The 25,791-nt window shown below is 49.2% G+C and carries 20 protein-coding genes and 1 pseudogene; 13 read left to right on the top strand and 8 right to left on the bottom strand.

Features of this window, described 5'->3' with window-relative positions:
• Positions 1 to 69 precede the first annotated feature (69 nt).
• The 5 genes from AC6IB1_RS11850 (at position 70) to AC6IB1_RS11830 (ending at position 8,036) form a co-directional block, all read left to right on the top strand.
• The gene (locus AC6IB1_RS11850) at positions 70 to 2,838 is read left to right on the top strand and encodes a DNA translocase FtsK 4TM domain-containing protein (RefSeq protein WP_497566836.1); all 2,769 of its coding nucleotides are present in this window, start codon (positions 70 to 72) and stop codon (positions 2,836 to 2,838) included.
• A gap of 11 nt (positions 2,839 to 2,849) precedes the next feature.
• Positions 2,850 to 3,446, top strand: coding sequence for an outer membrane lipoprotein periplasmic chaperone LolA (lolA, locus tag AC6IB1_RS11845; RefSeq protein WP_497566835.1), 597 nt, complete (start codon positions 2,850 to 2,852; stop codon positions 3,444 to 3,446).
• Positions 3,447 to 3,461: 15 nt separating this feature from the next.
• Positions 3,462 to 4,796: a replication-associated recombination protein A gene (locus tag AC6IB1_RS11840; protein ID WP_497566834.1), complete on the top strand. Its 1,335-nt coding sequence runs from the start codon at positions 3,462 to 3,464 to the stop codon at positions 4,794 to 4,796.
• A gap of 157 nt (positions 4,797 to 4,953) precedes the next feature.
• Complete coding sequence (gene serS, locus AC6IB1_RS11835; protein ID WP_005503320.1) at positions 4,954 to 6,240, top strand: serine--tRNA ligase; 1,287 nt, start codon at positions 4,954 to 4,956, stop codon at positions 6,238 to 6,240.
• A gap of 233 nt (positions 6,241 to 6,473) precedes the next feature.
• Complete coding sequence (locus AC6IB1_RS11830) at positions 6,474 to 8,036, top strand: methyl-accepting chemotaxis protein (RefSeq protein ID WP_497566833.1); 1,563 nt, start codon at positions 6,474 to 6,476, stop codon at positions 8,034 to 8,036.
• Positions 8,037 to 8,145: 109 nt separating this feature from the next.
• Here the strand turns inward: AC6IB1_RS11830 and AC6IB1_RS11825 are convergent, their stop codons facing one another.
• Both AC6IB1_RS11825 and metG read right to left on the bottom strand, forming a co-directional pair.
• Complete coding sequence (locus tag AC6IB1_RS11825; RefSeq protein ID WP_497566832.1) at positions 8,146 to 8,967, bottom strand: hypothetical protein; 822 nt, start codon at positions 8,965 to 8,967, stop codon at positions 8,146 to 8,148.
• 228 nt (positions 8,968 to 9,195) lie between these two features.
• Positions 9,196 to 11,232, bottom strand: coding sequence for a methionine--tRNA ligase (metG, locus tag AC6IB1_RS11820; protein WP_497566831.1), 2,037 nt, complete (start codon positions 11,230 to 11,232; stop codon positions 9,196 to 9,198).
• 217 nt (positions 11,233 to 11,449) lie between these two features.
• On the opposite strand from metG, the gene apbC reads away from it, so the two are divergent.
• The 4 genes from apbC to AC6IB1_RS11800 all read left to right on the top strand — a co-directional run bounded on the left by apbC (position 11,450) and on the right by AC6IB1_RS11800 (position 16,325).
• The gene (gene apbC / locus AC6IB1_RS11815; RefSeq protein ID WP_497566830.1) at positions 11,450 to 12,544 is read left to right on the top strand and encodes an iron-sulfur cluster carrier protein ApbC; all 1,095 of its coding nucleotides are present in this window, start codon (positions 11,450 to 11,452) and stop codon (positions 12,542 to 12,544) included.
• Between the two features lie 187 nt (positions 12,545 to 12,731).
• On the top strand, positions 12,732 to 13,373 hold the full coding sequence (gene udk, locus AC6IB1_RS11810) for a uridine kinase (protein WP_497566829.1): 642 nt from the start codon (positions 12,732 to 12,734) through the stop codon (positions 13,371 to 13,373).
• A gap of 134 nt (positions 13,374 to 13,507) precedes the next feature.
• Positions 13,508 to 14,104, top strand: a complete 597-nt coding sequence (dcd, locus tag AC6IB1_RS11805) for a dCTP deaminase (protein WP_497566828.1) — start codon at positions 13,508 to 13,510, stop codon at positions 14,102 to 14,104.
• An 82-nt stretch (positions 14,105 to 14,186) separates the two neighbouring features.
• Positions 14,187 to 16,325 carry an AsmA family protein gene (locus AC6IB1_RS11800; protein WP_497566827.1) on the top strand — a complete coding sequence of 713 codons (2,139 nt, stop codon included), beginning with the start codon at positions 14,187 to 14,189 and terminating at the stop codon, positions 16,323 to 16,325.
• Positions 16,326 to 16,398: 73 nt separating this feature from the next.
• On the opposite strand, the gene AC6IB1_RS11795 is transcribed toward AC6IB1_RS11800, so the two are convergent.
• Entirely contained in the window at positions 16,399 to 16,842 is a 444-nt protein-coding gene (locus tag AC6IB1_RS11795; RefSeq protein ID WP_497566826.1) for a CBS domain-containing protein, read from the bottom strand.
• Between the two features lie 223 nt (positions 16,843 to 17,065).
• Between AC6IB1_RS11795 and AC6IB1_RS11790 the strand changes: the two genes are divergently transcribed.
• Positions 17,066 to 18,106 (top strand): metal-dependent hydrolase, encoded by a 1,041-nt coding sequence (locus AC6IB1_RS11790; protein ID WP_497566825.1) that lies wholly within the window; start codon positions 17,066 to 17,068, stop codon positions 18,104 to 18,106.
• Between the two features lie 82 nt (positions 18,107 to 18,188).
• On the opposite strand, the gene cobO is transcribed toward AC6IB1_RS11790, so the two are convergent.
• A complete protein-coding gene (cobO, locus tag AC6IB1_RS11785) occupies positions 18,189 to 18,779 on the bottom strand; it encodes a cob(I)yrinic acid a,c-diamide adenosyltransferase (protein WP_497566824.1) in 591 nt (196 codons plus the stop codon).
• 271 nt (positions 18,780 to 19,050) lie between these two features.
• Between cobO and AC6IB1_RS11780 the strand changes: the two genes are divergently transcribed.
• Both AC6IB1_RS11780 and AC6IB1_RS11775 read left to right on the top strand, forming a co-directional pair.
• Entirely contained in the window at positions 19,051 to 19,524 is a 474-nt protein-coding gene (locus tag AC6IB1_RS11780; protein ID WP_497566823.1) for a low molecular weight protein-tyrosine-phosphatase, read from the top strand.
• Positions 19,525 to 19,675: 151 nt separating this feature from the next.
• Entirely contained in the window at positions 19,676 to 20,650 is a 975-nt protein-coding gene (locus tag AC6IB1_RS11775) for a LysR substrate-binding domain-containing protein (protein ID WP_005503295.1), read from the top strand.
• Between the two features lie 118 nt (positions 20,651 to 20,768).
• On the opposite strand, the gene AC6IB1_RS11770 is transcribed toward AC6IB1_RS11775, so the two are convergent.
• From AC6IB1_RS11770 to AC6IB1_RS11755, 4 genes and pseudogenes are all read right to left on the bottom strand, one after another.
• A complete protein-coding gene (locus AC6IB1_RS11770) occupies positions 20,769 to 21,956 on the bottom strand; it encodes a M20 metallopeptidase family protein (RefSeq protein ID WP_497566822.1) in 1,188 nt (395 codons plus the stop codon).
• Complete coding sequence (locus AC6IB1_RS11765) at positions 21,957 to 22,406, bottom strand: hypothetical protein (RefSeq protein ID WP_497566821.1); 450 nt, start codon at positions 22,404 to 22,406, stop codon at positions 21,957 to 21,959.
• A 3-nt stretch (positions 22,407 to 22,409) separates the two neighbouring features.
• Positions 22,410 to 23,234, bottom strand: a pseudogene (locus tag AC6IB1_RS11760) (DUF3100 domain-containing protein).
• Between the two features lie 313 nt (positions 23,235 to 23,547).
• Positions 23,548 to 24,303, bottom strand: coding sequence for a DNA repair protein (locus AC6IB1_RS11755; protein ID WP_497566820.1), 756 nt, complete (start codon positions 24,301 to 24,303; stop codon positions 23,548 to 23,550).
• Positions 24,304 to 24,624: 321 nt separating this feature from the next.
• On the opposite strand from AC6IB1_RS11755, the gene cysB reads away from it, so the two are divergent.
• Positions 24,625 to 25,599 (top strand): HTH-type transcriptional regulator CysB, encoded by a 975-nt coding sequence (cysB, locus tag AC6IB1_RS11750; RefSeq protein ID WP_497566819.1) that lies wholly within the window; start codon positions 24,625 to 24,627, stop codon positions 25,597 to 25,599.
• Positions 25,600 to 25,791 lie beyond the last annotated feature (192 nt).

Below are 25,791 nucleotides of genomic sequence, written 5' to 3'. Positions count from 1 at the left end.
CGTAATAACATAAAAGAACAAAACTGCTACAACGATTTCACGGCTTAACGTTAGTAAAGATAGGTGATAATGGAGTTCTTTTTGCGTCAGGAGCAGAAACAGACAGACACCTCACGTCGACTTGACGGCGTGCAACGTTTGAAAGAGAGCGCACTGATCCTTGCGCTGTTGTCTGCTGTGTTTATCCTTGTTTCTCTGCTCAGTTATGATTCTTCCGATCCTTCATGGTCTCAAACTGCTTGGGATGGTCCAGTACGAAATGCGGCAGGCAATGCCGGCGCATGGGTCGCTGACACCCTGTTTTTTACGTTAGGGACACTTGCATACCCTCTGCCATTTTTATTGCTGCTTGGTGGCTGGGTATTTTTCCGTCGTCGTACCGAGTCTGATCCACTCAATTACACAATTCTTGCCACCAAGATTCTTGGCGTTGTGTTGCTGTTGCTGACCAGCTGCGGGCTGGCGGATCTTAACTTTGACGACTTCTGGTTTTTTTCTTCTGGTGGCGTGGTTGGCGATGTGCTGACGGAACTGTCGATGCCACTGTTCAACCTGCTTGGCACCACTCTGGTGCTGATGTTCTTGTGGGCGGCGGGGTTCACCTTGTTTACCGGCATCTCCTGGCTAACCATCGTGGATACGCTTGGCGAGAAAACGCTTACCGCAACAACCTGGTTGGTTAACCGTGTTCGTGGTGACCAGCCGCAGATGATTGGTTCTACCGTTGATACATCAGATCTTGAAGAGAGTATGGATGACAACGATCCATTATTCACCAAACCTGCCATAGAAAAACGGGAACTGGCTGATGTATCCCTATTGAATAAAGTGCAGCGTGTTGGTGCTGAGAATGATCATCCGGTTCAATCGGCACCACCGGTTATTCATGCGGCAAGACCGGCAGAACGTAAAGAGCCGGTAATGTCTTTTGAGCCGATTAACGAGCCGGAAATTGCACCCGATCCAATGCCTGTTTTTGCCAATGCTGACCATAAGGCGAATGCCGATGAAAGTGCGGAAATCTATGAAGCGCCAGAGTTAACTCAACCGGTTATCCAGACTGTTGACTCACAAGATCCAGCTTTGGAAGAAGATGTCGCACCTTGGGATGACGACGTTAGCTTTGGTTCAACGGAAGGGGTGGATATTGAAGAATCCCGTGAAGAGATTGTCATTGGCAATACTGACGGCTTGTCTGAACTGGATCGTGCCCAGGCTGAATCTGTGATCCCCGATGAAGACCCATTCATGGAAACAATCCGTGAGGCGCAGAAAAATGCAGCGCGAGCCGTTCACCCATTCTTAGTGAAAGACGAACCTAACCTGCCGAAGCCAACAGAACCCTTGCCAACCATCGATTTGCTGGATCCGCCACGCAATACGGCAACCCGGGCATCGGATGAAGAGCTGCAATATCAGGCGCGCCTGATTGAAACCCGCCTTGAAGAATACAAAATCAAGGTAACGGTGAAAGGTATCTTCCCCGGACCTGTGATCACCCGCTTTGAACTGGAATTGGCGCCGGGTGTGAAAGTCAGCCGCATCATGGGTCTGTCCAAAGACATCGCCCGTTCGCTTTCCACCAGTGCTGTTCGCGTGGTGGATGTGATTCCGGGTAAACCTTATATCGGTCTTGAGCTGCCAAACGCCAGCCGTGAAACCGTGTTTATGTCAGAAGTAATTGCCAGCGAGCGCTTCCAGTCCTCAAAATCACCGCTCTCAGTGGTGCTGGGTAAAGACATCGCAGGCGAAGCTATTGTGACAGATCTTGCTAAAGCGCCGCACTTGCTGGTGGCCGGTACAACGGGTTCCGGTAAGTCGGTCGGTGTGAACGTGATGATCGTCAGTATGCTTTATAAAGCGGGGCCTGAAGATGTCCGCTTCATCATGATTGACCCGAAAATGCTGGAACTTTCTGTTTATGAGGGTATCCCACATTTGTTGACCGAAGTGGTCACCGATATGAAAGATGCCGCCAACGCGCTTCGCTGGAGTGTGGCGGAAATGGAACGCCGCTACAAACTGATGTCAGCGCTGGGCGTGCGTAATATTGCCGGTTATAACGATAAAATACGTGAAGCGGCGGAAGCAAACCATCCAATCCCTGATCCGCTTTGGAAACCGGGTGACAGCATGGATGAAACTGCGCCGGTGCTGGAAAAGCTGCCGTACATCGTGGTGATTGTCGATGAATTTGCTGATCTGATGATGGTGGTGGGTAAGAAAGTGGAAGAGCTGATTGCCCGTCTTGCCCAAAAAGCGCGTGCAGCAGGTATTCACCTGGTGTTGGCGACGCAGCGCCCATCGGTGGATGTCATTACCGGCCTTATCAAGGCTAACATTCCAACGCGTATGGCGTTTACCGTATCGACCAAGACTGACTCCCGGACCATCCTGGATCAGGGCGGTGCAGAATCCCTGTTGGGTATGGGAGACATGCTGTTTATGCCAAACGGTTCCAACCATCCAGCCCGTGTGCATGGTGCTTTTGTCAACGATGATGAAGTGCACCGTGTTGTCAGCAACTGGAAGGCGCGTGGTAAGCCACAGTACATTTCAGAGATCACCAGTGGCGATCAGGGCAGTGATGGCCTGTTGCCGGGTGAAGCAGCAGAAGGTGGTGACGGCGACGAGCTGGACCAGCTGTTTGATCAGGTGGTTGAGTTTGTGACGGAATCACGCCGAGCATCGGTCTCAGGCGTACAGCGCCGTTTCAAGATTGGCTATAACCGTGCGGCACGTATTGTTGAGCAATTGGAAGCCCAGGGAATCGTAAGTCCTCCGGGACATAACTCGAACCGGGAAGTACTGGCTCCACCACCGCCACCGAGAGATTGATTGGAATAAGAATGAAAAAGATGTTGTTGTCACTACTGCTGGTTGCACCGGCAGTATTTGCTAACCCCCAGCAGGAGCTGAACGCCCGACTGTCGAAGCTGAACAGCTTTACAGCGAGTTTTGAGCAGACCGTCACCAGTCCTGACGGTGAGGTGATCAGCGAAGGGGAGGGGAAACTTGCAGTAAAACGCCCGAACCTGTTCAACTGGGAAACGGTGACACCAGATGAAAACTACCTGATTTCGGACGGTAAAACCCTTTGGTATTACAGCCCGTTTATTGAGCAAGTGACCGCCATGTGGCTGGATGATGCCACCTCGCAAACGCCGTTTGTCCTGCTTACCCGTAACAATCCGGATGACTGGGGCAACTACAACGTGAAGCAGGATGGGGATACGTTCACCTTGTCTCCCAAGGAAGCGTCAAACCATGGCGAATTTGTTGTCAGTGTGAAACCGGATGGCAAGATCACCGAATTTGCTGTTATCGAGCAGGATGGGCAGCGAAGCCGGTTCGAGCTGGAAAATGTGCAGAATGTGTTGCCAGCCGCATCGACCTTTACCTTTACCATTCCTGATGGTGTCGAGCTGGATGATCAGCGCCAGTAAATTGAGATAGCCGATTTGAGTAACTTCAGTCTGGATTTTGCGGACGATTTTCGTCCCCTGGCCGCGCGTATGCGGCCAACTAACCTGAAAGAGTATATCGGGCAAAAGCATCTGCTTGCTGAGGGTAAACCGCTTCGCCGCGCACTGGAAAGTGGTCAGTTACACTCCATGATACTTTGGGGGCCGCCGGGCACGGGAAAAACCACGTTGGCTGAAGTTGCTGCGGGTTACGCGAATGCGGAAATCGAACGTGTTTCAGCGGTGACCTCCGGGGTGAAAGATATTCGCCTTGCGATCGACAAGGCCAAAGAAAACCAATTGGTGGGGCGTCGAACCATTTTGTTTGTAGACGAGGTGCACCGCTTTAACAAAAGCCAGCAAGATGCATTCCTGCCACACATCGAAGATGGCACGATTACGTTTATCGGTGCGACCACCGAAAACCCCTCATTCGAGCTGAACAATGCACTGCTCTCCCGTGCCCGTGTCTACAAGCTTAAGTCCCTCGACAGGGAAGATATCCTTGACGTTATCGAACAGGCACTGTCTGACCGTGAACGTGGCCTTGGGAATGAAAATCTGGTCTTTGCTGATGGCGTAAAAGACCAACTGGCCAGTTTCACGTCGGGCGATGCGCGGATGACACTCAACTACCTTGAGTTGTTATCTGATATGGCAGAGCCTGATAGCGACGGCAAAAAAACGATTACATTGGCACTTCTGGCTGAAGTGGCCGGAGAGAAGATTGCCCGATTCGATAACAAAGGCGATCTTTGGTATGACCTGATTTCGGCGTTCCATAAATCGGTACGCGGATCCGATCCTGACGCTGCACTGTATTGGTATGCTCGGATTATCACCGCGGGCGGCGATCCGCTTTATGTGGCGCGTCGGCTGCTTGCAATTGCCTCAGAAGACATTGGTAACGCTGACCCAAGGGCGATGGAAATCGCCGTTAACGCCTGGGATTGCTATACGCGGGTAGGACCGGCTGAAGGGGAGCGTGCGATTGCACAGGCTGCGGTGTATATGGCCTGTGCGGCGAAAAGCAATGCGGTTTACACTGCGTGGAAAGCCGCGCTTTCTGATGCCAAGATGCATCCAGATTATGAGGTGCCCAACCATCTTCGTAATGCACCAACAAACCTGATGAAAGAAATGGGCTATGGTGATGGCTATCGATACGCCCATGATGAGCCCAATGCTTATGCTGCTGGCGAAAGCTATTTCCCTCAAGAGATGAAAGGCACGCGCTATTACCATCCGGTCAACCGTGGTATGGAAATCAAAATTGCCGAAAAGCTGGCGTTTCTTGAGCAATTGAATGCAAATAGCCCTCGAAAACGCTAGGAAATATAGGGCAATTTGGGTATTGTTTTATCCAATAAATGTGGTGATAAAAGTCATTCACTACGGGAAGAAAATCCTTTCAATTTGACGTTGCCGTAATAGTGCGTGGCAGCGTCAACTTCTTTTAAGGCACTGTTTAACGATTCACAGGATTAACATGCTGGATTCAAAACTACTTCGTACCGAGCTGGACGCAACAGCTGAAAAACTGGCACGTCGTGGCTTCAAGCTTGACGTTGACACTCTCCGTAATCTGGAAGAAAAGCGTAAATCGCTGCAAGTACGCACCGAGGAGTTACAAGCTGAACGTAATGCGCGATCCAAATCCATTGGCCAGGCGAAGGCAAAAGGTGAAGATATCCAGCCACTGCTGGCAGCAGTAGAAAACCTGGGTGATGAACTGGATAAAGCAAAAGCGGAACTGGCTGAGCTTCAGGAACAGTTGAACAGTATCATCATGGGTGTGCCAAACATTGCTGATGATTCAGTGCCTGTTGGCAAGGATGAGACAGAGAACGTTGAAATCTCCGTTTGGGGTGAACCTAAAACGTACGATTTTGAAGTGAAAGACCATGTTGATCTGGGTGAGCTGACCGGCGGCCTGGACTTTGCGAGTGCGGTGAAACTGTCAGGTTCGCGCTTTATTGTAATGAAAGGCCAGATGGCGCGCTTACACCGTGCAATTGCACAGTTCATGCTGGATTTGCACACCACAGAACATGGTTATACAGAGATGTATGTGCCTTACCTGGTGAACGCAGACAGCTTGTTTGGTACTGGCCAGTTGCCTAAGTTTGGTGAAGATTTGTTCCACACCAAACCTGCGACTGAAGAGGGCGTGGGGATGTCTTTGATCCCGACGGCGGAAGTACCGTTGACCAACATGGTGCGCGACACCATCGTAGAAGAGGCCGACCTGCCTATCCGTATGACGGCGCACACGCCGTGTTTCCGTTCAGAAGCCGGTTCTTATGGCCGTGACACCCGTGGTCTGATCCGTATGCACCAGTTCGATAAAGTTGAGCTGGTTCAAATCGTGAAGCCTGAAGATTCCATGGCGGCGCTGGAAGAACTGACCGGCCATGCAGAGAAAGTATTGCAACTGTTGAAGCTGCCATACCGCAAGGTGATCCTGTGTACCGGTGACATGGGCTTTGGTTCAGCGAAAACCTACGATCTGGAAGTCTGGGTACCTGCACAAGGCACCTACCGTGAGATTTCTTCATGCTCAAACATGACTGACTTCCAAGCGCGCCGTATGCAGGCACGTTTCCGTCGTAAAGGCGAGAAGAAACCTGAACTGCTACACACCCTGAACGGTTCTGGTCTGGCTGTAGGCCGTACCATGGTCGCTATTTTGGAAAACTATCAGTTGGCAGATGGCCGCATCGAAGTGCCAGAAGTATTGCGACCTTATATGGGCGGTTTAACCCATATTGGTTGATACTGTCCATTCGAAGAAGACCGGTCCCCAGTGGCCGGTTTTTTATTTAATACACCTGTGTCGATTGACTATTTTGCATTCGCAAGATAGGACAACACAACGATACAAATCAAAAGGTTAAAGTATTACTAAATAATGCGTGGTTGTAGGTTAACGGCCTTTTTATTTTATTCTGTTTTAATCGTCTATTATTACTTATTAGAAAACGTCGCAACTAATAAGGGTAGTATCGAATGCGAGTCAATCAGCCTGTTACGGATAAAGAGATAAAGTTTCCTGCTGACTATAATTTGCTTTCCACAACGGATACACGTGGTATCGTGAAATACGCCAGCAAGGATTTTTGTGAGGTTGCCGGCTACACACTTGATGAGATTGTTAGTCAGCCACACAATTTAGTTCGTCACCCAAGCATGCCACCTGCGGCGTTTGAAAATATGTGGACTTTTATTAAAGCCGGCAAAAATTGGATGGGGCTGGTAAAAAATAGAACCAAAGATGGCGATTACTATTGGGTAAATGCATTTGCTTCACCAATTAAACAAAATGGAAAGATTGTAGAGTTCCAGTCAGTTCGCACCACGCCTGACCGCCAAGCTGTGAAGCGTGCTGAACATGTGTACCCACAATTACTCGCAGGAAAGAAGCCTTTTGCTCTAAAAATGCCCCGAACGCGCATGTGGCAACGTGCGGCAATATGGCTGGCACTGGGCGCAGTTGGTGCAGGGATTGCGGGCTTTTTTGCGGGTTTTGTCGCTGCTATCACGGTGCAATTTGTGCTCTCAGTGGTTGCGATGTTCATGCTCACACGCAGGCTTGAACGTGTTACTCAGGCTGCGAGGAAAGTCTATGACAACCCATTGATGGAGTACCTTTACAATGGTGCAGTTGATGACATTTCCGAAATTGAACTGGCGTTGAAAATGAGCGCGGCCGAGATTAACGCGGTAGTAGGACGTATTCTCGACGGCAGTGATCAGGTACTCAATGCAGCCAGTAATGCGAAGACGAACGGTGAACGCACTGCAGGCAATATTGAAAATCAAAATGCGGAAACCGAACAAATTGCCGCGGCGATCAACGAGATGTCGGCAACAGCAAAGGAAATGTCCGGAAACACGCAAAGCGCATCAGATGCTGCTGTCCAGGCGCAGGACGCAACACTGGCCGGAATGGAAACGGTGGGACAAACTGTCGATGCCATACAGAGTCTCGCAAAACAGCTCAGTGATGCATCTAATGTCATTGCTGAGCTCGAAGAGCACGGTAAACGCATAGGCTCTGTGTCTGATGTTATTCAAGGTATAGCTGAGCAAACCAACCTGTTGGCACTGAATGCCGCAATAGAGGCCGCGCGAGCCGGTGAGCAGGGACGTGGCTTTGCGGTTGTGGCCGATGAAGTCCGTGCGTTGGCACAACGTACCCAGGAATCTACTTCTGAGATCCAGGACGTCATTTCTCTAATCCAAAATGGCACAGAGCGAGCAGTTAATGCAATGGCACGGGGAACCACGCTCTCAGAAGAGTGTGTATCCAGCGCAGAAAAGGCAGGTGATGCACTGCGACGCTCTCAAGAGCTTGTGTCTGATATTAATGACAGAAACCATCAGGTGGCGACGGCAGTAGAAGAGCAGGCTGCCGTATCCAATGAAATGAACAGCAGTATTCAGTCCGTTTCCGAGCTTTCCTGTCAGTCTCTTAATATTGCTAAAGAAACGGTAGAGGAAGCGGAGAGCTTGGTTGGCGCATTGATAGCGCAAAATCAGTTGGTGGCGCAATTCCGGCGTGTTGGTTGATAGCCTAACCGACAGGTGCAAAAAAAAGGTCAGCTTGCTGACCTTTTTTACTCTTATTACCTCATCAGTACCATATTGCCGAGGTGAGGACATTTAAGATAAGTGCTGACTATCCAGTTTTCACAGGTAGCGCCTTTACTGCTTCCGGTTGTGACGCCGATAGAGCCGGCTTCGTTTCTGTGGTGCGCAATATCAACTCGCGATCAAACAGGTGGAGAAGGATCACACTGAGATCCTGACTGATCTTGAGCAGTGAAGAGGCTGGAATTTCTTCCTCGACCGCTCGAATAACAGAATCGAAACGGTTGTCCACGCGGTCAAAAGCCAGGGTTGCTTCGCCACTGGACATCAAAGACACCTGATGCATGCGTTTTTGGAGAATACGGCTTTGCAGGTTTACTGATTGCCAGGCTGCGGTTTTCCCTTCCATTAAGCGCATTACGGCTTGCTCAAAACGTAGCTGGGCTTCTTTGGTATCAATCCAGGTTTGCCAAAATGCCTGATATTCGTCATAAGATGCATCGAGGGTATTTTCCGATAAATAAGATCGCGTCACTTCATCAATTATATAGATAAGATGATCGGATGCTCTGTGATGAATGGCATACCAGCCAGGTTTGGATTGATTTGGCAATGAAGAAAGCACTTGCTCCATGCGAGATTGGAGTACACGGAACAACGGGCGCTGTGAGTGGTGACATCCTTTTAGCAATTCGCCACAAAACACCTTGATTTCTTCGCGGGCTGTGCTGGCTTGTGGTGACTGTGGGCACCGTACGTAGCGGGTGTTATGCTCATGCAGCATCCAGAGTAACGCGCGCAGATCGTTGATTTGGGTGCAGTAATGTTCACGACGTGAGTCTTTGGTGCTGGAAAGCCCCTTCGAAATACGGATCAACCAGTTTGGGGTGATCATGGAGAGCAGTGCCATAATGTGTTCCTCTTTCCTGAGTGCCTGAACACGTCGTGCAGTGCATGTGCCAACTTATAAGTTCATTAAAAACAGAGAGATAGAATTTAACACTGGATTTTATGAGCTGCGATGATGCATAACTTCACCATTGTGGTGCAAAAAGTGTGATGAATATCTGTAAAAAATGCCATTAAGCACATAAAAAAAAGGAGCCATCAGGGGCTCCTTTCGCATGGATGTTGCGCTTTACATCACGCGCATACCAGCTTGTGCACCTTCGTGTGGCTCCAGTAGCCACAGATCTTTACCGCCAGGGCCTGCCGCCAGGATCATGCCTTCAGACATGCCGAATTTCATCTTGCGTGGCTTGAGATTCGCAACGACCACCGTGTACTTACCAATCAAATCTTCAGGGTTGTACGCAGATTTGATACCTGAAAATACCTGACGGGTTTCGCCACCAATATCCAGCTGGAACTTCAGCAGTTTGTCAGCCTTTGGCACCGACTCGCATGAGATGATTTTGGCAATGCGCAAGTCAACTTTTGCAAAGTCAGCAAACTCAATCTCATCGGCAATCGGTTCATCAGCCAGTGGACCTTTGGCTTTTTCTGTTGCCGCTTTCTCGGCAGCCGCTTCTTCTTTAGAGGCTTCAACCATCTCTTCAACCTTCTTCGGATCGATACGGCTGAACAGCGCTTTAAAGGCCTCAACTTTATGAGCAGTCAGTGGTGTCGCAATGCCTTCCCAAGTCAGGGTTTCATTCAGGAATGCCTCTGAGCGTGCTGCCAGCTCAGGCATAACAGGCTTCAGATACGTCATCAATACACGGAACAGGTTGATACCCATGGTGCAGATAGCCTGAAGTTCAGCGTCTTTGCCTTCTTCTTTTGCCACAACCCATGGTGCTTTTTCGTCCACATATTGGTTTGCTTTGTCAGCCAGCGCCATGATTTCACGGATAGCACGGCTAAATTCACGCTTCTCATACAGATCGCCAATACGCTCCGCTGCTGATGCAAACTCTTCATACAGCGCCGGTTCAGCACATTCCGCAGACAGTATGCCGTCGAAACGTTTGTTAATGAAACCTGCGTTACGGGATGCCAGGTTAACCACTTTGTTGACGATGTCTGAGTTCACACGCTGGACAAAGTCTTCCAGGTTCAGGTCAAGGTCGTCGATGCGGTTGTTCAGCTTCGCCGCGTAGTAGTAACGCAGGCATTCTGGATCCAGGTGCTTCAGGTACGTGCTCGCCTTAATGAAAGTCCCTTTGGATTTCGACATTTTCGCGCCGTTCACTGTCACATAACCATGAACGAAAACGTTGGTTGGTTTGCGGAAACCGGCACCTTCCAGCATGGCTGGCCAGAACAGGCTGTGGAAGTACACGATGTCTTTACCGATGAAGTGGTACAGCTCCGCGTCACTGTCTTTCTTCCAATACTCGTCAAAGTCCACATTGCCGTTTTTGTTACAGAAATTCTTGAATGAACCCATGTAACCGATAGGTGCATCCAGCCATACGTAGAAGTACTTGCCTGGCTCACCCGGGATTTCGAAGCCGAAGTAGGGTGCATCACGGGAGATGTCCCATTGCTGCAGACCAGACTCGAACCATTCGTTCATCTTGTTCGCCATCTCTTCTTGCAGCGCGCCGGATTTGGTCCAGGCTTTTAGCATGTCACCAAACTGTGGCAGGTCGAAGAAGAAGTGGACAGAATCTTTCATCACAGGCGTTGCACCGCTGACCGCTGATTTAGGATTGATCAGGTCAGTTGGGCTGTAAGTTTCGCCACAGTTGTCGCAGTTGTCGCCGTACTGATCTTCAGACTTACATTTCGGGCAGGTGCCTTTCACGAAACGGTCTGGCAGGAACATTTCTTTTTCAGGGTCGAACAACTGTGAAATGGTGCGGCTGTTGATGTAGCCGTTGTTCTTCAACTGGGTGTAGATGTATGACGCCAGCTCACGGTTTTCGTCACTGTGAGTGCTGTGATAGTTGTCAAAGCTGATGTCAAAGCCCGCGAAGTCTGCTTCATGCTCTTTTTGCATGTCCGCGATCATGGCTTCAGGTTCGATACCCAGTTGCTGGGCTTTCAGCATGATAGGTGTACCATGCGCGTCGTCTGCACAAATGAAGTTGACAGTGTTGCCACGCAGGCGCTGATAACGCACCCATACGTCTGCCTGAATATGCTCGAGCATATGACCCAGGTGGATAGAGCCATTCGCATAAGGCAGGGCACAGGTAACCAGAATTTTACGTTGGTTTGCAGCCATAATGTTGATAGTTCGCTTTTGACAATTGAATCGGATGAATGCCGCAAATCTTACCTGATACCGCTTGGAAAGCATAGGGTGTGATGCGCCTCATGCCTTGCGAAAACCTGCTCAAATGAGAGTCCTGCAATATTTGGAATATCCCCACATGCAAAAGGGTGTGAAATACCTAAATTTTCATTAGGCTAGAGGGGTATTCATTGAGGAGAAGTTCCCTATGTTTTTTGGCCGCAATAAAGATACTCAACCCGATCTCAGTGCCGTTATCACTTTCTTGAATCAGTTTGTCCATCCTTCCCTCATTGATGGCTGGGCGAGCAGGCCGAGGATAGTCAGCCAATCGAAAACTGGCGAAGTGACCGTGACGTTTCCATTCGCCGCAGGTGATGTAATTAAAAGCTTGACCGGATGGATGGAATCGCAAAAAACGGCCGGTGAGGATATTCCCCCTATGGTAATCAACCAGCGGGTATCACCCCTGAAAACAGGAGACAAACCGCTGATTAAAGGGGTGAAAAACATCCTTGTTGTGAGCTCAGCGAAGGGCGGCGTTGGCAAATCGACCACATCGGTTAACCTGGCACTGGCACTCCATTCCCTGGGAGCCAAAGTGGGCATTCTGGATGCCGATATTTACGGCCCATCGTTGCCAATTATGCTCGGAACCAAAGGCAAACAACCCACGACCCTGGATGGTAAAACCATGGAACCGATCGAAGCGCATGGTCTTTTCAGTAACTCCATTGGGTATCTGGTGCCGGATGAAAATGCCATGGTGTGGCGTGGTCCTATGGCGTCAAAAGCGTTTGCTCAGCTGGTGAATGAAACCCATTGGCCGGATCTGGATTACCTGGTGATTGATATGCCACCGGGCACGGGAGATATCCAATTGAGCCTGGCCCAACAGTTTCCGGTGACGGCGGCGGTTGTGGTGACAACCCCTCAGGATCTGGCACTGGCGGATGCGGTTAAAGGGGTGGCGATGTTCGAGAAAGTCGCGGTGCCAGTGCTCGGGGTGGTGGAAAACATGAGCTACCACATTTGTAGTCAGTGTGGACACCATGAAGCAATATTCGGTCAGGGCGGGGCGGTGAAGATGGCACAAGACCATAAACTGTCTTTGTTGGCACAAGTGCCGCTTCATATCAGCATCCGGGAAGACATTGATGCAGGCGCGCCGACCGTTGTGGCAAAACCAGAAAGTGAACATGCCTTGGTTTACCATGCGTTGGCAGGAAAAGTCGCCAGTCAGCTTTACTGGCAGGGGGAGCCTGTGGCTGAGCAAATCTCAATCACTACTGTGAGTGAATAGCAATAGATTGAGTGAGAAGCCTCACATGGAAGCCGAGAAATGACGCGCAAATCGTATGCACAATGATGAAACAGTGTTCATCTTGCTTTTATTTGAGATTTTGGTCACAGAATTAGATGGCATGTGCGGTATCAACTCCCTATAATCAGGCGGTTTATTTATCGCCAAAATCTCTGGGTATTCATTTATGAGTGACAACAACCAATGTGTCATTATCGGTATTGCAGGGGCATCTGCATCCGGTAAAAGTTTGATCGCAAGCACAATATATCAAGAACTTAAAGAGAAAGTTGGCGATCATCAGATCGGTGTTATCACGGAAGACCGCTACTACCGCGATCAAAGTCACCTCAGCATGGAAGAGCGTGTTAAAACCAACTACGACCATCCGCAAGCCTTGGATCATGACCTGCTGTGTCAGCACCTGAAAGCGCTGATGGATGGCCATGCGGTAGACGTTCCTCAGTACAGCTATGCAGAACACACCCGCATGGCAGAAACGACCACTATGACGCCGAAGAAAGTGATCATTTTGGAAGGAATTCTGTTGCTGACGGATCCGCGTCTGCGTGAGTTGATGCACGCGAGCATCTTTATGGACACCCCCTTGGATATCTGTTTGCTGCGCCGTATGAAACGTGACGTTGCGGAACGTGGACGCACCATGGAATCTGTGCTTGAACAGTACCAGAAAACAGTCCGTCCCATGTTTATGCAGTTTATTGAGCCATCAAAACAATATGCAGACATTATCGTTCCGCGTGGCGGTAAAAACCGAATAGCGATTGATGTATTGAAAGCACACATCGCCAAATTGTTAAAAGCATAAGAGAAAAAGCCGGCTAACCGGCTTTTTTTACACCTGAATTTGGGTATAACACAGTGGGGTAGCTTTTATCTAATGGCATCTTAGGTTGTCAGGTGGAAAGAATATGGCTTTTGATTCTAACGAGGGAACGCCCGATGAGATTGAGTGACAAACATATCCGGGAATATCTGGATGACGGCATGATTGCTATCGAACCAAGACCCAGTGATGATGCGATTTCTGGTGTCACTGTCGATGTGACTTTGGGAAACCAGTTTCGTGTCTTTACTGAACACTGTGTACCATTTATTGATTTGTTAGGACCACGGGAAGACGTGTCCGCTCAGCTCGATAAAGTTATGAGCGATGAAATTGAACTTGCTGATGGAGAGGCATTTTTCCTGCACCCCGGCCAACTGGCCTTAGCGGTGACCCATGAAGTGGTGACTTTACCGGATGATATCGTCGGGTGGTTAGATGGCCGTTCATCATTGGCAAGGCTGGGACTGATGGTGCATGTTACTGCGCATCGCATCGATCCGGGTTGGCAGGGCAGAATTGTGCTGGAGTTTTATAACAGCGGCCGACTGCCTTTGGCATTAAGGCCCGGCATGCCTATCGGCGCATTGAGCTTTGAAATTATGTCGAGTGACGCTGAAAGGCCGTATCATAAACGCCACAACGCCAAATATAAAAACCAACAGGGAGCGGTAGCATCAAGGATTGGTGAAGATCACATGAATGGGAAATGACTGATTTTGTTTGATTTAATGCAGGAATTTTCCCGTTTTTGGGTTACTCTCAACCGCATCTCAAAAGGAAATGTACATCATCATGAAAAAGCTTCTCTCTATTCTGCTTGGACTGTTGCTGTTAGTCGTGGTGGCTATCGGCGCCATCATAGCTTTCATTAATCCCAATGATTTTAAGCCGCTTATCGCTGATGAAGTCAAAAAAACGACCGGACGCGAACTGGTGATTGACGGTGACATCAGTTGGCGATTCTGGCCAAGTCTGGGGTTGTCGGTTGAACAACTGGCATTCAAAAATCCCCAGGGCTTTGCAGAGCCAGATATGTTGAAACTGGACAAAGCAGAGCTGTCTGTCGCGGTGATGCCGTTGCTGTCTGATACGCTTGATATTGGTCTTGTCAGCCTGCACGGTGCCCGTATATTTATCCAAACCTTGCCAAATGGTGTCAGTAACCTGGATGGTTTATCCGGAGAGACAGCAACAGAAACTGCGCCTGCTGAAACCCCGGAACCTGCGGGCGAAACTTCATCTCCGGCGCAAGCGTCAGCCTCAGACTGGACAATCTCAATTGGTGGCCTTGAACTGCTGGATGCCAGCGCGACAGTACGTGATGACAACGCCGGCACCCAGAGCGAAATCAGCAAACTGAACCTGACTATCGGAAAGCTTGAAACCGGGGTTTGGGTGCCGATTGTGTTTGATATAGAAGGCAAGCAGAACGCTCTGACTTTTTCAGCCAGAGGTGATGCAGAAGCCATGATTGATAAAGAAATCATGAAATCGCAGCTACGTACCCTGACTCTCGTAGCGACAGCAAGTGATGCGCAAACCCAGCTGGAAAGTTTTTCCCTGAAAGCTGACCGCCTTGGGCTGGGTATTCCCATGGTGTTTGATTTTTCAGCCAAGGGTAAGGCCAGTGACATGGTATTTGACGCATCCGGCAAGACCACTGCACAGGTTGATGAGGCCGTGTCACTGATCACCGCCAGCGGTTTGTCTCTTGAAACTACGGTATCTGGCTCAAGCCTTCCCCGCCCGGAAATGAAAATTAGCGTGGGTGGCGATGTGGCTTTTGATAATAAGGCCCAGACCCTGGCTGTAGAAAAACTGAAAGCGGCTGTCGATGAACTGGGTTTTGATGGCAAGGTTTCGGTTGCATTGGCAGAGATTCCGGCTATCCGGTTTGATGTTCACAGCCCAAGCATCAATCTGGACACCTTCCCGGGAGGAAGCGCTGAAAGTACAGAAAAACCTGTATCCACTGGTGGTGATAGCAATGGCGGTGGAGAAAAAGCCGGTGCAAAGCAACCCCTGAGTGATGTTGAGCCGGATTTGTCTGCGCTGAAAGGACTCGATGTTGCTGGAAAAATCACCATTGACGACTTTGTTGCCAGCAATGTATTGGTGACAGGTGTAGTGGCCGATTTCGCCGTAAACCGTGGCAAAGTTGCCCTTCGTCAGTTTGATGCCAAGCTTTATGACGGCACAATCAACGCCACTGGCTCTTTGGATGCGACCGTTTCCCCAGCGCGTTACCAGGTCAAAAAAGACATCCAAGGTGTCAATGTCCTTCCGTTGCTGAAGGCGGCGGCAAACCAAGACATGTTGTCTGGCCGAGGCAGCATTGATGTGAGTGTCAGCGGTGTTGGACTTTCTGAAAAACGCCTGCGTACTGGTATTACCGGTACAGTCGCCATCAATTTTGCCGATGGTGCGGTCAACGGGATCAACATTCCTGAGATGATCCGTGAGGCGAAAGCCACCCTAAAAGGCCAACGTGCGGAATACGTGGAAGAAACGCGGAAAACGGACTTCAGCGCCCTGACGGCAACCTTTAACCTTGGTAAAGGTATTGCCTCTACCCGTAACCTGAAGATGGAAGCGCCAGCACTTCGCGTACGCAGTGAAGGCCAGACCAATCTGGTGAAAGAAGATCTGGATTTTGACGTGTTTGTCTCTGTGGTGGGCACCAGCAAGGGACAGGGCGGTAAAGATATCGATGAACTGAAAGATATCACTATTCCGGTCAACATTGGCGGTAGTTGGGCTGAACCAAGCTATAAGCTGGACGTCAAATCCCTGCTGACCAGCAATAAAGTATTGGAAGAGAAGGCGCGGAAAGAAGCCGAGCGTGGCCTGAAGAAGCTGCTGGGTGACAAGGCAGAAGATGACAAGGTGAAACAGGTGGCGGACCAGTTATTGAAAGGGTTGTTTAACTGATCTTCTCTCTGAATAAACGGAAAGCCGCGTTGCATTGCAATGCGGCTTTCTTTTTTTGGGAATGTCGTTCGGCTTAGGTGCGGAGCTTTTTCTGGCTCTTTTCCTGTTTAAGGATGTCTTGCAAAGCCGCCAGCAAGTCAACGGCGGAAAGCATGCCCACCAGATCGCCGGTTTTATCCAGCACAGGCATTGCCCCAATATTGTGATCGAGCAGTTTCTGGTTTGCTTTTGACAGGGTTTCGTAGGTGTGGCAGGTGATGATGTCTTTGATCATTACATCCCCGACGGTTAAGTCATCAGACAGCAGGTAAGGGTGTTCGATATCTGGCGATTCATCGGCCCAGTTTGGGCGGCGGAGCTGTCGGTCACTGATGATGCCAACCAACGCATCGTTTTCAACCACGGGAAGGTGGCGAATGTCTCTGTCTCTCATCAGAAAGTAAGCTTCCCTGACGCCCTTTTCAGGGCTGATGGTGATCAGTTTGCGCGTCATATAATCGGACACTTTTCCTGGCATTGTATCGACCTCTCCTCATTGTTGGCTTGACTCTTTTAAACCTACAAAAAGTACGAAAGTAATGTTGGGAGACAACGCCCAGAAATCCAGCAGGGAGAGATCTGTCCCCCCACAGTTATTCGTTTCAATTTGTGTATTTGCTTTCTCAATTTTCTCACTGGGTTAGAATCTGGTTTTCCCATAACAAAAATAAACAGCCTTAAATAAAAGGAAATACACGTACATGGACTCTATTTCCCAGGCAGCACTCGGTGCTGCTGTTGCAGGACTGGTTGCCGGTAAACGGTGCTCGCCCAAAGTACTTCTCGCTGGTGCGGCATTGGGCACTGTGCCTGATCTTGATGTCGTTCTGGATTATGGCGACCCCATTTCCAATATGATTAAGCATCGTGGATTCAGCCATTCATTGTTTGTGTTGATACCTTTCGCCACCCTGCTGGCCATGTTTTGGAAAAGGCTTATTGCCAAAACATGGCCGCGTTGGCAGTTGTGGCTGCTGTTCACGGCAGTGTTGGTGACCCATCCACTGCTTGATGCGTTCACTACCTATGGGACTCAACTTTTCTGGCCCCTTGATACGCCTCCGGTGGCAATATCCAGCATCTTTATTATTGATCCGTTATACACGATTCCCCTGCTGATTCCTGTGCTTGCTGCGTTTATCTGGCGTCACCGTGCTGCCAAACTCTGTGGGGTAGGGGTGGCCATCTCTACCCTTTATCTGGCCTGGTCGTTGGTTGCGATAGGTATGGTGAAAGAAAGGGTAGAGAGTAATGTGGCAGGTACCCCTCTGGAAGGGCTGCCGGTATTTATCGGGCCAACGCCGTTTAATACGGTGCTTTGGCGTGTGGTGGTGCTTGACGAGGGCAGGTACTGGGAAGGGCTGACATCGTTGTTGGATGAAGAGCCTGCTATTGACTGGATACCGATAGCCCGCGGTGACTGGACGGTTTTGGGTAAGCCGGTGTTGCTGTCAGATTTTGAGCGGTTTACCCAAGGATTCGTGCGTTATCACCAAGAGGGCAATGTACTGACAGCAACGGATTTGCGTCTGGGAATGGCGATGTATCATCCCTTCCGTTTTGTGGTGGCAGAACGGGGGGACAATCAGGTATGGCAAGTCGTAACGCCTGTGCAATTGGATCCCGGCCCAGTGCTGCCACGTCAAATTCCAGCACTTTGGATGCGGCTGCTCGGCGCACAAACCATTGATGCGATGCTTTGCAACGCCAATGACTGCTTTCGCGATGATGAGCCTTCTTAACTAAGACGATGAAGCACTAGGACAATGAAGCCCAGCCGTTGCTGGGCTTTCTTATCCTGAAGATGAGCAAAACGGGTATGGGTTACCAGTCGATGCCCTTTCGTACCTTGATGCCAGCATCAAATGCATGTTTCACATTACGAACCTCTGACACGGTATCTGCCATGTCAGTCAGGGTGCGGTGGGCAGCACGACCAGTGATGATCACTGACTGCTCACTTGGACGGTTTTCCAGTGCCTCGACCACTTCTTCCAGATCGATATAGCCATAGGTGACCATATAGGTCATTTCGTCCAGCATCACCACATCATAATCCGGGTCTGCCAGCATGCGTTTGCATTCTTGCCACACAGCCTGCGCGGCGCGGGTATCGGCGGCTTTATCCTGGGTATCCCAGGTAAAGCCGGTTGCCATCACATGGAATTCCACACCACACTTTTCAAGAAGGTTGCGCTCGCCGCACTCCCACGTCCCTTTGATAAACTGGGCCACACCGCATTTCTGTCCATGGCCGGTAGCACGGGTGATCATACCAAAGCCGGAGGTGGACTTTCCTTTACCGTTGCCAGTAATCACTAACAGTAAACCTTTTTCAATTTTTGCAGCGGCGACGCGCTCGTCGACCTGTTGTTTCACTTTTTGTTGCCGGGCTTTATAGCGCTCGTCGCTCATTCGTTTTTCCTTTTTTCTTTGTGGCTGACTGGCAGCAAAACGGGATCACAACATACCAAAACCCTTGTCAGATGGAAGTCTCCAAACTTAAAACCAAGTAAATTACTCTGGTATTTAATTCTCCCCGCTACCGGGAAAGGCGGATAAACGTTCATGAGGAACCTTCGGTACGTTCCTTTAGCAAAATTTCTAAGCTATCTTGCCTCTGACTTTGCTCTCCATTCCCCGATTGGTTAGAGTGTTGACGTTTACGATAAGCAATGGAGCGCGAATGTCTGCTAACCCACTAAAAATACTCGTCGTCTGTATGGGCAATATCTGTCGTTCGCCTACCGGGGAAGCAGTGCTTCGTGCCAAAGCGCAGGTCCGTGGTTTGGATATCGTGATCGATTCAGCAGGGACCATAGGCTATCACACCGGCGCAAAACCGGATGAACGCGCTAGGAAAGCGGGAGAGGCGAGGGGGTACGATTTTACCGGCATTTACTCACGTCAGGTCAACGCATCAGACTTTGAAGCGTTTGATTACATATTGGCATCGGACAAGGCTAACCTGGCTGATTTGCTTGACCGTTGTCCGGATAAATACCGGAACCGTGTGTCACTTTTTTTGAGTCACGGGACGTCGCCTGTGAAAGAAATCCCTGATCCCTACTATGGGGGTAACCAAGGATTTGAGCACGTATTGGATCTGATAGAAGAAGCCAGTGATGCGGTACTGGACCTTTGCCAATCCCGACGCTGACCTGTAGAGCCTGTGTTGGCAGGCTCAAACACCCTACCGTCTTCTCAAACTTTGTTGTCTCCAGCCAAATTTCCCCGGTTTCACTTGTGTAAAAAGGTTTGCTCTTATAAATTTAAGTTCTAACGCTGACATCGTTGAATGGAGTGAGGGATTGAAACTTCAGCAGCTTAAATATTTAAAAGCGATCAAGGACAATAATCTGAATGTGTCTGCGGCTTCGCAGTCGCTTTTTACTACCCAACCAGGGGTGAGTAAGCAAGTTGGCCTGCTTGAAAAGGAACTGGGTGTCAGGATCTTTGAACGTCGCGGTAAAAATTTGAGTGGTATTACGCCAATTGGTGAGCGTATCCTTGAGCAGGTTGAGCGCATGCTGGCGCTTGAACAGAAGATCAAGGCCCTTGCCAGCGAGCATCTTGACCCCAGTGTCGGCACGCTGAACATCTATACCACTCACACGATTGCACGTTATTTGCTGCCAAACAGTGTGTCGTATTTCACCAAAAAATATCCAAACATCAATTTCCACCTGCACCCTACGTTACCCCTGCAAACCAAAGGTGTGATCAGTAAAGGGCATTCAGATTTCTCGATTGTTGCCCATGACATTGGTGCGGATAATGACCTGATCCAGCTGCCTGCCTATCGCTGGACAATGGGATTGGTCGTACCGGAAGATCATCCGTTAGCCGTCGTGAGAAAGCCGACGCTCAAACAGCTTTCTGAATATCCTATCCTGAGTTATGAACCGGGTTCGACCGGACGCCAGGTTCAGGATGAAACTTTCCAACGTGCAGGTATTACCCCTAATTACTTTATGACAGTGATGGATGCTGATGTGATCAAGCGATACGTACAGCTGGGCTTTGGCATTGGCATTGTTTCTACCCTGGCAGCCAAAGATATAGAGAACAGTGGCCTGACGTACATTAACCTTGATCACCTGTTCGAGCCTTGCAACGCCTGGATTTGCTTTTCAAAAGACATTTTGCTGCAGAACTATATGTATGATTTTCTGACGTCGTTTTCACCGCACCTGACCAAAACCTTGATGGAAAGTGTGTTGATGCAAAACAGCAGCGATAAGGTAGATAAGTTGTTTGAGGGGCTGGAACTCCCGGTTTACTGATGACACCGCGATTCTGATAGAAACGCCGGCGTTTCCTTCGCCAGTTTTATTATTTAAAGAAAAGGGGCTGGTGGTGAGCCAGCCCCTTCGCTTACCGTCTCGATAATCTCTGTTTTTGTCAGCTGCATGCGATGCGGATAAAGATCTGCGCACCGATCAGCAGAAAGTCGTCATCCACGTAGTAAGGATTTGAATGCAGGTAGTTACAGATACCTGCTTCTTTGTTACCACTGCCCAGGAAGAACATTGCACCTTTGCAATCTTCTGCCGCGTTTATCATCAGACTGAAATCTTCAGAGCCTGTCATGGGGTTACCGTTCGGATCGAGCCGGTCTGCCGGTACGGTAGCGCGCGCTGCGTCCACCACACGCTGATACGCATCCGGGTGGTTGATCACCGCAGGGTAGCCTTCGCATACCATGGTGGTTTTAAAACCACGGATTTCACTTTCCTTCACGAAGGTTTCAAAGCTGTTTTTCAGGATCTGGTCCGTTTCTGCATCCATTGCGCGGATAGTACCGCGTGCCTGCGCGTAATCTGCAATGGCATTTGGAATGCTACCGCCATTGAACATGCCGCAACCGAATACCGCCGGGCTGAATGGATTGGTGCGCTTCGCAACCACATAGTCCATATCCATAATGATACGGCTGGCTTCGCGGATAGCATCCAGGCCTTTCTGTGGCGTTGAACCGTGTGCAGATACGCCGTGTACTTCCAGTGTCCATGCCGAGCCATAAGAAGACATAATACCGTTGTTGATTTTCACAACGCCGTATTCCAGCGCCGCATCGTTGTGCAGGGCATATACTTCCGCCACACCGTCCATGCAGCCAAGCTCAACCATTTTGCTGGCACCCGGTACCCGCATGTCTTCTTCTGCCATCTGGAAGATAAAGCGCACGTTGTGTTTCAATTCGCTTTGGTTTTCAGCCAGATATTTCGCTGTGGTCAGGGCAATCGCCATGTGGGTGTCGTGACCACAGTTGTGTGAACGCCCTTCATGGGTTGAACGGTATTCGTTGTCGGTCATATCGTTCATTTCCAGTGCGTCCATGTCTGCACGGAAGCCAACACGTTTCCACGTTGGGTTTACAGTTAAATCTGCGATAAAACCGGTGAACCCCTCGTACGTGGTCAGGGTGTAGCCCATTTCACGCATCAGCGCCTGACAGTAAGCTGTGGTTTTAAATTCTTCACCCGAGAGCTCCGGGATCTGATGCAGGTCACGACGGGTTTTAACGCTGAATGCATGCAGATCCAACAGTTTGCTGTCCAGGTTGAAAGTAGAATATTTCGCTGACATTTAGATGATCCCTTTCATTTGGAAACCGATTTGCGCAATTACAGATGCACCGAAGAAACAACTGGTGGCAACGACCAGGAAGATAACGATAACTTTCCAGGACATTTTTTTCAGTTCTTCCATCTGACCGCCGACAGACAGGCCGGCGAACGCCAGTAGCGGCACACAAACAGACAAGAACTGGATTTTACCTACAGACTCCAGGAAGTCAGTACGCACAGGTGTCTCAGGCAGACAGATCAAGATGCCGATAATGGTTGCGTAAGCAAACGTTGGCAGGGAGGACGGAATGTACTTCTTCGCCACCAGAGACAGGAACACAATCACGGACATGGCTATAAAGCTGTGAACCATTTCAGTTGGCGCCGTGCCATTAGTCAGGAACTGGGTAAAGCCAGCCAGTACAATCGCAAGCGATACCAACTTCATGTCATTCATAATTGCTTTCATGACTTAGTTACCTTTATTGCAAAGTTTGTAAACGCATTCAGCCAGTGGCAGACCCAGGAAGGTCAGCGACAGTGCACCCAAAACAGAAGACAACAGGTTAGATGCCGCCGCAATACTCAGGACTTGTTGTGCCAGTGCTGGCTCAAGGCCGGAGACCAGCGCACCGGATGCCGCACTCAACATAGAGCCAGAGCCGACGCCGGAGCCCGTGGATAATGCCAGTGGGTGCAGACCAGTCAGCGGGGCGATACTGCCTAACACAGAGAACCACAGGGTACCGATCACTGAACCGCACAGGTAAATTGCCAGCACGCCGACATATTCAGGACTACCAGTACCAAACTTGCCCTGGATAACAGCGATAGAAGGCTCGCGGCTGATAGACGAGCATGCACCAATTGCTTTGCGGTCAAACTTGAATTTCACTGCCAATGGAATGGCAACCAAGATGGGAAGCAGGTTACCCAGTTCCTGGAATAACAGGGGAATGCCGGCATCAATGATCATCGCCAGGTTGGGAATAATCATGCCTGCGTATTGGGTACCCAATACCAACAGGCAGTAACCGACCATCTTGCCGCAAAAGCTTTCTTCTTTTTCGGTGAAGATGTTGCCTCATGCCTTGATTTTGTTTTTGGTCCAGTTCACCGACAGCGCCATACCGAACATCACTGCAAACAGCATTGGCAGGATAGAGAGAGTGGCAAAGCCCAGATCTATTTTCTGGGTACCGATAACAAACTGGGATAGGAAAATCAGTGCGGATACCGCGATAACACTGGTCACGACAACACGTGCCTGACCGACTTTGTTTTCTTCTATGCTCATGTTTATTCAACAGTAAAAGTGGAAATCCTCGCCGATTATAGGGATAGAACAATCGCGAAATGTGAATGAGATCAACCCTCGTAACCGGTGTCTAGATGAAAACTAACTATGATATTCCCCTAGGGAATTAAGGGTTATAGGGGTGTAAAATAGGCACAGGTTTAGTGTTGTCACTGTTGGTTTTCTGTGTTGTTTGGTAACGGTGTTAACCGTTTAGCGTCGGTGGGATAACACGAGGGTATAACGTTCGGAGAAGAAAAATCCCAGCGTAAAAACAGCGCTGGGATTTTTTATAAACAACGAGGGGTGAGGTTTACCATTTTTTCTTTGGCGCAAACAGCTCGTCCAGCTCATCGCTTTCTTTGTCTTTTGGTTTTTGTGCCGCAGTGCTTTCATTCAAGGCAGCATTGACATCTTCCAGCATCGCAGAAAGGTTTTCTTTTGCTGATTGGCAATAAGGATCATTTTTGGCGCTAACAACATCCAGTGCTTTCTTCAGAAGCTGTTGTGCGGTCCCCATCTGGCCTTTGATTTTGGCATCGTTAACGCGCTTCAACACATTCTCGACGTTTATCTTCATTTGCATCTGTTCAAGGCGCGCATTTTCGGCCACAAAGGCTTGTGTTTGTAAACGACCCTTAGTGTGTTCTGCTTTGATCACTGCGCGTAAGCGTTTTACCAGTTTCAACATGGAAATCGCTTCACGGTCACTGTCAGGTACACGGAATGACGTAGATTCTTTATTCTGATAGCTTTGCTTGATCTGGTTGATTTGGTTTTGCACATCGGTGATTCGCTGTGGCAAAGAGCGATCGCTTTTATCGATTTCATGCATGGTTTTTAGCGCATCCAGAATTTTCTGGTTTAGGCAAATAAGCAGAGCGCCACTGTATGGAAGGTTGTGCGCGTTTCCGATCAGCTCTTCGGTGGCATCAATAACGGCGATATATTTAGCCATTTCCTGGCGCTTGGTAGACTCTACACGCTGTCGTTGCTGAGCCATAATGTTGTAGCCAACAATAAGACCAAGCAGAATGACGCATAAGCCAACAACTAAGGCGATATTCATAAGTGAGCGTCGATATTCCCTGTTAAAACGATGATTGCCTAAGATACACGATCTACAGGTAGGGTCATAGTTTGTTCGTACTATTCTCGATCTTAGCTAAATTTTGGCGTGTCGTAATCCTTTTCTCTCATTTACTGCGCATAAATGCATGTTTATTCACAACGTGATCATGACGTTATCAATAATCATTGTTGTGGATATTTCATCTTATCCAGCGGTCTATTTTGGGCGCTGGGTACAGGTTAAGAATGATGGCACTACGCCTTCATCAAAATTCACGCTATAAAATCAGTACTCCTGTTATTTTTTTGCTGCAACATTATGAAATTACAACAACTAAAATATATCGTCGAGGTCGTAAATCACGACTTGAATGTTTCGTCTACAGCGGAAAGCCTTTACACCTCCCAGCCCGGTATCAGTAAGCAGATCCGCGCGTTAGAAGATGAGCTGGGCGTGCAGATATTTGGACGAAGCGGCAAACATTTGACCAAACTCACCCCAGCAGGCAGCCAGATTGTCGATATCGCCAGAGATATTTTGTCCCGGGTCGACAGCATTAAGTCTGTCGCGCAGGAGTACACTCATCCAGGGTGTGGGCAACTTAATATTGCGACGACACATACTCAGGCGAGATATGCACTGCCAGAGGTTATCGCCGGTTTTGTAAAACGTTATCCAAACGTATCACTGCACATGCATCAGGGGGCACCGAGCCAGATTGCAGAGTTTGTATTGAAAGGTACTTCTGATTTTGCGATTGCGACTGAAGCCTCTTATTTGTATGAAGATCTGTTGATGTTGCCTTGTTATCACTGGACCCGTGCGTTAATTGTCCGAAAAGACCATCCTCTTGCGCGGCGCCCTTCAATTTCCATTTACGATATCGCCCAATTTCCCTTGGTGACCTATGTGTTTGGTTTTACTGGACGCTCCAGTCTTGATACGGCTTTTAACAAGGCTAAATTGAAGCCAAATATTGTGTTTACCGCGACAGATGCCGATGTAATTAAAACGTATGTGCGTTTGGGGGTAGGGGTTGGTGTGATGGCTCGCATGGCGTACGATAATAAGCTGGATGACGATTTGGTGGCTATTGATGCCAGCCATATTTTTGATGCCAGCACGACCCGAATCGGTTTCCGCCGCGGTACAGTACTTCGTAACTATATGTATGACTTTATCGAAAGTTTTGCGCCGCACCTGACACGTGAAAACATCGATACCGTGGTGCAGATGAAAGATGCGGATGACGTTGAGAGGTTTTTCGAACAGTTCGAATTACCGGTAAGGTAATTCACTGTTTAGCGATACCCTAACTGCCTGCAATTTCTGGTAGGTTGGGTATATACTTCGCCAGTTTTTCCGGTGTTTCCGCGATGCGGGAGAGGTGGTTGTTTGTTCCTTTCATATGAAGATCTTGCTGATCGTTTTTCGCAATTAGACACTCTGTTGTCAGCACATACGTCGTTGTGGCAGGGCATCCCG

Source organism: Grimontia sp. THUN1695 (assembly GCF_059704325.2).
This window is presented reverse-complemented; position numbering and strand designations above follow the sequence as displayed.